Source organism: Butyricimonas sp. Marseille-P2440 (assembly GCF_900091675.1).
GTDB classification, from domain to species: Bacteria; Bacteroidota; Bacteroidia; order Bacteroidales; family Marinifilaceae; genus Butyricimonas; species Butyricimonas synergistica.
Genome location: NZ_LT594608.1, coordinates 516,099 through 527,586, shown reverse-complemented (window position 1 = coordinate 527,586; position 11,488 = coordinate 516,099). Strand labels below are relative to the sequence as shown.

Sequence of the window (11,488 nt, the reverse complement as noted above, 5' to 3'; positions counted from 1 at the left end):
TATGAGAAATAAGTTATTATATTTGATTTTAGTTTTGCCATTCTTTATGTCGTCATGTAATGGATGGTTGAATGTGGAACCGGAAGATGAGATTACCGAGGAGGAACTATTCACCACGGGCAATGGTTTCCGTCATGCGTTGAATGGTATTTATTATAGCATGGAGTCGCAGAACCTGTACGGGAAACAGTTGACATGGGGAGTTGTGGATGCGTTGGGGCAAGTGTATTCTTATAATAAATCCGGTAGTGTAAATGAACTGGAATACGGAGCCAAAAAGTACGCATGGGATTATTATGCGCTGAAGCCGGTGATTACTTCTATTTGGAAAGAGGCGTATAATGTCGTGGCTAATTGCAATAATTTGGTACAACAGATTGAAAATGCCGATCCTGAGATGTTTGATTGGAAAGGTCAGGAGAAGGCTATGATCTGGGGAGAGGCGTTGGCATTGCGTGCCTTCATACAGTTTGATATGTTACGCTTGTTTGCACCTGCTCCTGCTGCCAATCCCGGGGAACGTAAGTTTATCCCTTATGTAGACACGTATCCCTCTTATGTTTCAAAGCCGAAGACGGTTGATGAATGTTTGGAATTGATAGCCAAAGATTTGAAAGAGGCAAAACAGTTGCTGTGGAAATTTGATACGGCAAAAGCTTTCAGCCGGAGTGATAATTTTGAAACTAAGGGGAATACATTTCTAGGTCGTAGGGGATTCCACTTGAATTACTGGGCTGCGACGGCTTTATTGGCACGAGTGTACCTGTATGCGCAGAAAGAGGACGAGGCTTTAGAGCAAGCCAGTGAAGTGATTAATTTTGCCTCGGAGAAAAGGGCTTTTAGTATTGCCAACAGGTATTCCTATGGGGATCGGAAATGTTATTCGGATGTTATATTTGGGCTGCACGTCATTGATTTGTTGAAGTATAATTCGGCAGTGAATATCATGGAAAATGAAAGTAGGGCTTATTACTTGTGTGTTTCCGAGATCGAGAAAAATTATTTCGGCGAAGATTTGTACAAAACGAAGGTTGAAAAAGAGGAAATCGTGAAGAGTAACGATTACCGCTTCACGTACTGGATCGAGGATATGAAAAATCAACATTCAAATTACCGGTTTAGAAAATATGAAGCGATGTCTTCCGGTTCGACTGCATCAGTGATAGATGTTTCCGATCATATTGTCCCGTTTATCCGGATGAGCGAAATGTATTATACTGCTGCCGAGATTTTATGCAAACGGGGAGCGGAAGGATTAAGCAAGGCAAAGACTTTTTTGTCCTATGTAAAGAAGTGTCGCGGCTTGAAGGATACTGACGTGTCCGTGAAGCAGATAACAACAGCCAACACAGATGACTTTGTGAATCTTTTGATTAATGATATGCGTCGGGAATGGCAGGGTGAAGGACAGACTTATTTTATTTATAAGCGTTTGAATAAGAATATCCCGGCAGAAAAAGGCGGTTTTATTGAGGCTGCGGAAAATGTATTCGTCGTACCTGTTCCGGATATTGAAACTAATATAAAATAATGGATTATGAGAAAATATATATTATTGGTATTTGCATGGATGTGTGTCCTCTCGGCTTGTAGCGAGAAAAATATAATGGAGTATTCCGAGGATACGCTTTACGTGTACTTTGCGGCAGATGCTACTGCCGATAGTACGACTTATTCGTTTAAAGCTTTTCCCAGTGGGGAAATTCACATGAAGATTCCGATGAAGTCTAACGGTGTTTGGCTAACAAAGGAACGGGAGTATACGGTGTCGGCAGACGAAGAATTTACAACCTTGCCTTCCGAGTTGTACGTGTTGCCGGAGAAGTGTTTTTTCCCGGCAGGGCAAGCACAGGACACGATAGAAATCGTTTTGTTGAACGGTGATCTGTTGAAAGAGAAGACTTGCCGTTTGATGCTGAAAGTTGATGAAACGGAATGGATAAAAGAGGGTGATGATAAATATAGCCGAGCGATTATCTTGGTTTCCGATAAACTGGAGCGTCCCCAATGGTGGACTGTGTGGGATGGTGGTTATGGTGGCGTTCCCTATTATAATATTGCTGAATATCTCTATTTAGGAGCCTATTCGGAAACGAAGTACACGATGTTTCTGGAAGAATTGGCGAAAGATGGGGTGGAGTTTGACGGACAAGACAAGATGATTTTGAAGAAGTATTCTTTGCGGTTGAAATACCGGATTGAAGCATTCAATAATGATCCGGAGAATATCGCTTCGGGGAAGGCTCCGCTAAAAGATGAAAATGGTAATGAATTGGTTATTCCCGCGGTTGGATAAAAACGAGTAATTATGAAAAAGAATTTGATATATATATTCATTCTATTATTTACGGTGGGTTGCTTGGATGATAAAAGCAACTACGATTACAAGGATTTGAATGATTTTGAAAATTGGGATAAGGACGGAGTGAAAAATGTAAAGAATAAATATACATTGTATCCCGATGAGGAAATCAGGTTTGAACCAGAGGTGCGTTTTTCTATCGATACGTTGAATCCGGATGCTTCTTACGCATGGTATTTGGGGGAAGAAGAGAAAATGACTTTGTTGAGCGATCAATTGAATTACACGTATCGGGCAGAACAGTTGGGTGATTTTGTCTTGTTATTCTGTGCAACGGATAATAAAAGTGGTGTCACGTTTTCCAAGGAAATTGAAGTGGCGGTTGTTGCCCCATGGAAAAACGGCTGGATGATTCTATCCAGATCTGCGGGTAACGACTCCCAATTGTCGTTGATTTTATCCAAAAAGCAGTCAAAGATAGTGGTTGTTGATGGCAAAGAACAATCAAAGGATACCGTCGTTTATGTAGGGGAAGCTATGAATGTTGTGCCCGGTTTGGGGCAGGGACCTCGTAAATTGGTCGAAAATTTTATTTATCCGACGGCTCCTGGAATTGCCGTGGAAGATGAAGTGATGGTTTTGCAGGAGAGCGGGACTGTCGAATTGGATGGGAATGATTTGATCCCGGTCGGGTACGCGAAGAATGAATTTTTTGATGGAGTCCCGGATAATTTTGACCCGGTGGATGCCGTGTTGAGTTATGGCGGGAAGTGGCTGTTAAGTGCCGACAACTATATTTATCTGGCTAATCTTTCGGTTGCTATTGATTTGCATTCCGGATTTTATTTGAAAGATCCTAGTTTGAACGGTAAGAAAGTAAAAGCATTATTGCCGTATTTCAAGGGTGACAACTATGGAAACTTCCTGATTGTCGGGATTGACGAGAATAATACTTATTTCGGAATTATGGATGATGGGGAATGTGCTAGAGATGATAATAGTTATACTATATTGCCTGCAAATCACATTGGTTCTTATCTGGAATTAGTAAATCTCTCCCAGGATGAGCATCCTTTTTTATTTAAAAATGTGGAAGGAGAGTTCGTGTTTCATGCTTGGGCGAATGGAGCGGGTGGATATTATGCTCCTCCTGCCTACTTTTCAATCCTTCGTCAGAACGGGAATTATTATTGGCATCGTTATGAACTCAACAGAGCGAATTATTCATATAAGCCGGGACATAAGATGATTGTCGAGTCGAGTGAATATGGGGAATTGCCCGCTTCCATCATGAACGATTATCGGTGTGCGGCATTGTTGCCTTGGCAGGAATTATTGGTGGTCGCTTCCGGCAACAAATTGAATATTTATAATTATTGGGATAAGTTTATTTTTAATTTCGCTTCTCTTCCGGTGTTTAATTCTGAAATTGTCGGGCTTGCCGTGAAGGATTATGACACATATTACAAGACGCTCAACGCTCATCTGGCTGTTGCCTTAAAGTCCGGGGAAGTCTATGTTTTTGAAGTGAAATATGATAATGCGGAGCAGACTGCTGAGTTCGTGGAATTATATCATAAAGACGGCTTCGGGGAGATTGTGGATATCGAGTATAAATTTGGTAACGGAAGTCGACCGGGGTCTGGCGGTTTGTATTAATATGTTGTTTCAGTATATTGATTTCGGAGGGAGCATAGCTCCCTTCGTATCTTCTTTCGTGTGTAAAAAAAAGAGTGGGTTGTTTGTTAATTGTATGTAAATCAATCGATGATATGAAAAGGGTATTTGTATTGTTGTCATTGCTATTGTTGTTCGTGAGCGGAAATGCCCAACAGAAGGCAAATTATAAGTTGGCAGAAAAATTACGGAATGTTTCATTTGGTAGCTTGGTCGGAAAATACAGCATGGGTATATTCCCCCGGCAAATCAATGATACGGACAAGTTTTGGTTTGAATTCAGCACGGAAGACGGAAGGAATTTCTATTTCGTCGATCCGGCAAAAGGAGAGAAACGGTTGCTTTTTAATCCCACGGATATAGCTCAAGGAGTGAGCCGGATTACTCGTAAAGCTTATAACGAGAAAGATTTGAGAATCTCTGGTATGGAGTTTTCCAAAGATTTGTCCAAAATGACCTTCTCGATGGATGGTCATTATGAATTTGATTTTAAGACGAAAAAAGTTCGGGCGTTAGAAGAAAAGAAAAATTCAGAGGAAGACAACGAAGTCATATACTCTTGGATGACTTTCTCGCCGGACCGGAAATATATATTATATGCTAAAAACCATAATCTGTACGTGAAAGGGAACAAATATAAGGGCATGGATACCACGGAGATTCAGTTAACGACTGATGGAGAAAAATATTATTCTTTCGCGCGGGATCCCGAGGAGGATAAAGAGGGAGAGGCGGAAACCAATGCCCGATGGTTTAAAGATTCCAAACATATTTACGTGGTGCGGGAAGATAGCCGGAAGTTGCAGGATATGTTCGTGATAAACTCGTTGACGAAGCGTCCCACTTTGGAAAAATATCGTTACGAGATGCCCGGCGAAAAGGATTTATGCCAGTACGAGCTATGGATTATCGATGCCGGGGAAAAGACAGCTAACCGGGTGCCTGCCGATAAATGGACGGATCAGTATATTCAAGTGATCCAACCTGGGGAGAAAGGGGATAAACTTTTCTTCCAGCGTTTTAAACGCACGTGGGATGAGGTAGATATTTGCGTGGTGAACACGGAAACCCTAGAGGTGAAGGAATTGATACATGAAGTAGATAAGCCCTATCGGGATTATCATATGCAGAATACCGTGATATTGAATGATGGAAAAGATATTCTGTTTCGCTCCGAACGAACGGGGTGGGGACATTATTATCACTATGACGGGGAAGGACGATTGAAAAATGTGATTACTTCCGGAGCGTGGGTAGCCGGACCAATAGCCGCTATCGATACCGTGGGACGCACGCTCTATTTATATGGATATGGACGGGAAAAAGGGGTAGACCCTTATTATTACATCCTTTATAAAGCTCACATAGATCGGGAGGGTGTTACGTTGTTGACTCCGGAGAATGCCCAGCATAATACTTCATTCCTGTCTTCCCGGCGTTATTTTGTGGATACATACTCCCGGGTAGATATGGAGCCTAAAATTGTATTGAAAAATAATCAGGGGAAAGTAATTATGGAACTGGCAAAACCGGATACCCGGCGTTTGCGAGAGATGGGATGGCGTGCCCCGGAACGTTTCACCGTGAAAGCGGCTGACGGAATAACAGATTTATATGGCATTATGTGGAAGCCTGCGGATTTTGACCCGAACAAGAAGTATCCGATAATTTCCTCCGTGTATCCCGGTCCGTTTTTTGAATACGTGAATACTTCGTTTAGCTTGGATGACAGTTATAACATGAGGTTGGCACAACTCGGTTTTATCGTGATGTCCGTGGGGCATCGGGGAGGAAGTCCGTTACGGGGAAAATTTTATCATCGGTACGGGTATGGTAATTTGCGGGATTATCCTTTGGCTGACGATAAGTATGCCATAGAACAATTGGCTGATCGTTATTCTTACATCGATATTACCAAGGTCGGGATATTCGGTCATTCCGGGGGAGGATTCATGGCTACTGCTGCGATTTGTACTTATCCGGATTTCTATACTGCCGCGGTGTCTTCTGCGGGGAATCATGATAATAATATATTTAACCGGGGATGGTCTGAAATCTATCATGGTGTTCGTGAGTCTGTCGATACCGTGAAAGGTAAAGACGGGCAGGACAGTACGGTATACACCTATTCTTGTAAAGTGCCGACGAACATGGAATTGGCGAAACGTTTAAAAGGGCATTTGTTATTGGTCACGGGCGATATGGATAAAAACGTGCATCCCGCGAATACCTTGCGAATGGTCGATGCCTTAATCAAGGCAAGGAAAAACTTCGATATGATCGTGTTGCCCGGAAACGGGCATGGTTTCCGGGGAGATGCCGATGCTTTCTTTGAACGAAAGTTGTGGGCTCATTTCGCGAAATATTTACTGGGGGATTCGTCTGCCGATTATGAAAGTACAATTGAAAGATAGAGGGTATGAAAATGAATAAATTGCTGATAGTTATATTTTTAATTGCTTTTTGTGTTACGGGATTTGCGCAACAAAAGGCAAATTACGAGTTAGCGGAACGTATGCGGGAGATCACGCAAGCTCCGATAACGAAGAATACATTATTGGTAAGACCGAATTTTATTAAGGGAACCGATTGTTTTTATTATTCTTTCCGGACAGAGGAGGGGAAAAATTATTACTGGGTGGATCCCAAGCGGAAGATCAAAAAATTATTGTTCGATAATGTTGAATTGGTGTCTAAAATTAGTGAGATTACCAGAAAACCGTATAACCACAAGAATTTGGATATTGAGGTGAAATTTTTGGACAAGGAAACTTTCCGGTTCTATTTTGATCGTCAAGATTATACCTATAATATTCGTACAAAAGAATTGAAACGTTGGGAGTGTGAAAAAACGATCGATTCGACTCCTTATTGGATGTACTATTCTCCGGATAGCAGTTATATGCTATTCGCCAAGCGTCATAACCTGTATCTTGTCGGTAATCCGCTAAAAGGGAAGGACACGACAGAAATACAATTGACTTTCGATGGTGAGAAGAATTACTCTTTTAACCGTGAGGATGAAGGGGAACAGGATGGGCGTTTCCTATGTAGTGCCAAATGGTTTAAAAGAGGAAACAAATTTTATGCGTTGCGGGAGGATTCCCGAAAAGTGAATGATATGTGGCTGGTAGATGTACTCGCCCAGCCTCGTCCGAAATTAGTAACATACAAGTACGAAATGGCGGGAGATAAAAACGTGATACAATATACGTTGCTTATCGGGGATGCGGAATCACGGGTGGTACGGGAGATTGATATTACCCGTTGGGCAGATCAATACGTGGATATTGTTTATAGCAGCAATGATGGCAAACGCCTTTATCTTCAAAGATACAAACGCACGTGGGATGAAGCGGATATCTGTATGGTCAATGTTGAAACCGGGGAAGTGAAATCGCTTATTCACGAGGAGAATAAACCTTATTTGGATTATCAGATGAGAAGTATCGCTTTTCTCAATGATGGCGAAGAGATCCTGTTCCGCTCGGAACGTAGCGGTTGGGGGCATTATTATTTGTATGACAAAGACGGGAATTTGAAAAATCAGGTTACCTCGGGAGCTTGGGTTGCTAGCCCCTTGATTAAAGTGGATACTCTTCGCCGGCAGATCTATTTTTATGGATATGGACGGCAGCAAGGGATTGATCCTTATTATTATATCTTGTATCGGGCAGATTTGGACAAAGAGAATAAACTGGTTTGCCTGACGCCGGAAGATGCGACGCATAATGTGGCGATATCTCCTTCGAGTGAATATTATGTGGATGGATACTCTCGTGTGGATATGAAACCCCGGAATGTGGTTCGCGACCGGAAAGGGAAAGTGATAATGACTTTGGAAGAACCTGATTTGCATCGTTTGTACGAGATGGGATGGAAAGCTCCGGAGCGTTTTTCGGTGAAAGCGGTTGACGGGGTTACCGATCTGTACGGGGTGATGTGGAAACCTGTCGATTTTGATACCACGAAATCTTACCCGATTATTTCTTGCGTGTACCCCGGTCCATTCTTTGAATATGTTCCCACTCGTTTTACGATCAATGATGCCTTGAATACCCGTTTGGCTCAGTTAGGATTTATCGTCATTACCGTGGGACACCGGGGAAGTTCTCCAATGCGGGGGAAATACTATCACGCCTTCGGGTATGGAAATCAACGAGATTATCCTTTGGCTGACGATAAATATGTAATAGAACAGTTAGCGGATCGTTATGCTTTTATCAATAAGAAAAAGGTGGGTATTTACGGTCATTCCGGGGGAGGATTTATGGCAGCAGCGGCGATTTGTACTTACCCGGAGTTTTACTCTGCGGCTGTAGCTTCAGCCGGGAATCATGATAACAATATGTATAACAAAGGGTGGGTAGAGATTCATTTTGGAGTACAGGAACGGAAGAAAATAGTAAAAGACTCTTTAGGCAAGGAATATGAGGAGATCACGTTCCATACATCCAGTAAAACGAATATGGATTTGGCAAAAAATTATAAAGGCGGCTTGTTGCTCGTGACGGGCGATATGGATCAGACCGTTCATCCTGCACACACTTATCGTATGGTAAATGCCTTGATTGAAGCGGGTAAACATTTTGATATGCTGGTGCTTCCTGGGCAGGATCATGGGTTTAGTGGAGATGCCGAGGTGTTTTATGAACGAAAGCTGTGGCATCACTTTGCTCGTTTGCTTTTAGGGGATTCCTCTGCGGACTATCAGACAGACCTGGATTACTTTATGAAGAGATAAATCCCTAAAGTATGGAATGTTAAAGCTATCATGATGAAATTGATTAAATGCGGAATAATTTTCCTGTCGATCCTTTTGGGCGGGGAAATCGGACTTGCCCAGAAAAGGGCTTTGGACACGGCGGCATATAAATTATGGCGAAGAGTGGATGCTCCCAATCTCTCGGATGACGGGAAATGGGTGACATACCGATTGGTTTATATCGATTCCGACCATGACACGTTGCCCCCGGTGACCTATTTATATCACCCGGAGAAAAAAGTAAAAATAGAGCTTAAACACGTTGTTCGACCTACCTTCTTCGCGAACGGGAAATGGTTGCGTTACACGGTGGCTGCTTCCGAATCGGACTCCTGTGCCCGCGATTCGACTTTTTTGTTGCGTTTGCGGGATATGAAAAAGATTTATTGGGATAGAGAATATGATTTCAGTGAATACAGTACATCAGAATTGATTACTTATTCCTATCCGATAGACAAGGAACAACCGGATATGAAAAGGTGGGTACTTCGGAACATCGGGACGAACGATTCCATCGTGATGGATAGTGTCGAAAATTGTATTTTGCTGAAAGGGCATAAATCCATGGTTTATATCAAGAATCATGGGGATTACAAGTCTTTGTGCTACCGTCCGTTGCGAGGGAAGCCTGTCGTTATTTTTTCGGATAGGGGGAAGGTGTTGAAAGATTATTCGTTATTGCCTCACCAGATGCAGGGAACCTTTGCCGTCGCTTCTGATTCTTTGAGAAGCAAAAATCCCAATCTGCTTTATTCTTTTTCTTTGCCGGAAGGAGAGTGTCGGCTTTTAGTGGATTGGGAACAGGTGCAATTCCCTGAAAACTATATATGGCGGGGAAGGGCTTATCGGTTGTCTGATAACGGGAACCGGATTATTTTGGATGTGGATACCGTGTACCGGGAACCGGCAAAAAAGCAAGGGAAGAAAGACGCCCGCTTCGAGTTGGAATTATGGACTTGGGATGATGAGGTTTCGTCTCTTCAACAGCGAAGTGGTAATTACAGGGCAAGCAACGTGAAATTTGCTTATAATCTCGACACGAGGACGTGCTGCCGGGTAACCAATCAAAAAATGGAAAAGTTGATTTTACCGGAGAGTAACCAATACGATTATGCTTTTACCCTGGATAAAACGCCCTATAAGCGTTTTGCCGACTGGAAGAGCGATATTAACGCGGATATTTACTTGGTCAATCTGAACACGGGTGAAACGGTGCTCTTTGAGCGGAATGCTTACGAGGAACCGGTATGGAGTCCGAACGGTAAGTATGCTTTGTGGTATGATGCGTTGGGAAAGGCCTGGTATAAAATTGATCCGGCAACCCGTGAACGGGTGAATATCTCCGGGGGAATAGGTTATCCCGTCTATAACGAATGGCACGACCTTCCCAAGCCTGCCGATGCTTACGGTATTGCCGGGTGGACGAAAGACGGGAATCAAGTTGTCCTGTACGATCGTTATGATATGTGGGTAGTAGACCTGACCGGTCGGGAACAAGTCTATTCATTGACGAATAGGTATGGGCGAGCCACGGGTCGGCAATTCCGTCGGTTGAAAAATGATTACGACGATAAGATGATCGATCTGGAAAATGGCTTTTTGATGACTTCCGTGAACCTGGATAATCGGGATGAAGGAATTTATCGTTTTTCACCTAACGGGAAAATAAAGAAATTGATTGAAGGGGCTTATTCCCTTTCAATCAACCAACGGTCCGATGATGAGAAATACTGTATTTTTTCCCGGCAGAGTTACACGGAATCCCGTGATTTATGGTGGAGTGATTTGACCTTTACCCGTCCCGTGCGGATAACGGATGTAAACCCGCAACAAAAAGATTATGCCTGGGGAACCGTGAAATTGATCAAGTGGATGAATTACGGGGGGAAAGAAAATGCCGGCTTGCTTTATTTGCCGGAGAATTATGACTCGAGCAAACGCTACCCCGTCATCGTGAACTTCTACGAGACTCATACCGAGGGTTTGCATGAATATGTCGTACCCACTTGGAGCAGCGGGATGCTGAATGTCGTTTCTTACGTCAGCAACGGATACGTTGTGTTTATGCCGGATATTCATTTTACAGTAGGTGCTCCCGGCGAAAGTTGTTATGATGCCGTGGTCAGCGGGACACAATGGCTTATTGACAACGGTATTGCCGACAAGGATCGTATCGGCATACAAGGGCATAGCTGGTCAGGTTATCAAGTTGCTTATCTGGTGACCCGGACGAATATGTTTGCTTGTGCCAGTCCGGGGGCTGCCGTATCCAGTATGGTCTCCGCGTATACCGGTATTCGCGCGGGTAGCGGGATGCCCCGGATGTTCATGTACGAGGAAACGCAGAGTCGCTTGGGTAAATCCCTGTGGGAAGACAAAGAGATGTATCTTCGCCATTCTCCCATCTTGAATGCCGATAAAATACAGACCCCTCTGTTGATATTCCATTGTGACAAGGATGAGGCTGTCCCCTATTCCGAGGGATTGAATTTATTTCTAGCCATGCGACGTTTGCAGAAACCCGCTTGGTTATTGAATTACAAGGGAGAACGACATTTCTTGTACAATAAAGCGGCAGAGGCGGATTGGACGATCCGGATGAAACAGTTTTTTGATCATTACCTGAAGGGTAGCCCGATGCCTCGTTGGATGAAGGAAGGGATTCACGCGAATGAGCGTGGTTTCGATCAAAAATATGATTTGATGAAGTAAATTTTTGAAATAGTAATTTTAATCCAAAATAA

6 protein-coding genes are annotated in these 11,488 nt (G+C 43.2%); all 6 read left to right on the top strand.

All coding sequences use genetic code 11. The features are described 5' to 3' along the window. Position 1 precedes the first annotated feature (1 nt). The gene (locus BN8899_RS05810) at positions 2-1,531 is read left to right on the top strand and encodes a RagB/SusD family nutrient uptake outer membrane protein (protein ID WP_065218680.1); all 1,530 of its coding nucleotides are present in this window, start codon (positions 2-4) and stop codon (positions 1,529-1,531) included. Between the two features lie 6 nt (positions 1,532-1,537). Further along, complete coding sequence (locus tag BN8899_RS05805; protein ID WP_065218679.1) at positions 1,538-2,296, top strand: DUF4843 domain-containing protein; 759 nt, start codon at positions 1,538-1,540, stop codon at positions 2,294-2,296. 12 nt (positions 2,297-2,308) lie between these two features. Then, complete coding sequence (locus BN8899_RS05800) at positions 2,309-3,961, top strand: PKD-like family lipoprotein (protein WP_065218678.1); 1,653 nt, start codon at positions 2,309-2,311, stop codon at positions 3,959-3,961. 113 nt (positions 3,962-4,074) lie between these two features. Further along, the gene (locus BN8899_RS05795; RefSeq protein WP_065218677.1) at positions 4,075-6,393 is read left to right on the top strand and encodes a S9 family peptidase; all 2,319 of its coding nucleotides are present in this window, start codon (positions 4,075-4,077) and stop codon (positions 6,391-6,393) included. A gap of 5 nt (positions 6,394-6,398) precedes the next feature. After that, complete coding sequence (locus tag BN8899_RS05790; protein WP_065218676.1) at positions 6,399-8,723, top strand: S9 family peptidase; 2,325 nt, start codon at positions 6,399-6,401, stop codon at positions 8,721-8,723. 30 nt (positions 8,724-8,753) lie between these two features. Then, positions 8,754-11,456, top strand: coding sequence for a S9 family peptidase (locus tag BN8899_RS05785; protein ID WP_082986918.1), 2,703 nt, complete (start codon positions 8,754-8,756; stop codon positions 11,454-11,456). Positions 11,457-11,488: the final 32 nt, after the last annotated feature.

Excerpts from the sequence above, each read along its gene's own strand:
- BN8899_RS05810 (WP_065218680.1), top strand. The coding sequence starts at position 2 with ATGAGAAATAAGTTATTATATTTGATTTTAGTTTTGCCATTCTTTATG.
- BN8899_RS05800 (WP_065218678.1), top strand. The coding sequence starts at position 2,309 with ATGAAAAAGAATTTGATATATATATTCATTCTATTATTTACGGTGGGT.
- BN8899_RS05790 (WP_065218676.1), top strand. The coding sequence starts at position 6,399 with ATGAAAATGAATAAATTGCTGATAGTTATATTTTTAATTGCTTTTTGT.
- BN8899_RS05785 (WP_082986918.1), top strand. The coding sequence starts at position 8,754 with ATGATGAAATTGATTAAATGCGGAATAATTTTCCTGTCGATCCTTTTG.
- BN8899_RS05795 (WP_065218677.1), top strand. The coding sequence starts at position 4,075 with ATGAAAAGGGTATTTGTATTGTTGTCATTGCTATTGTTGTTCGTGAGC.
- BN8899_RS05805 (WP_065218679.1), top strand. The coding sequence starts at position 1,538 with ATGAGAAAATATATATTATTGGTATTTGCATGGATGTGTGTCCTCTCG.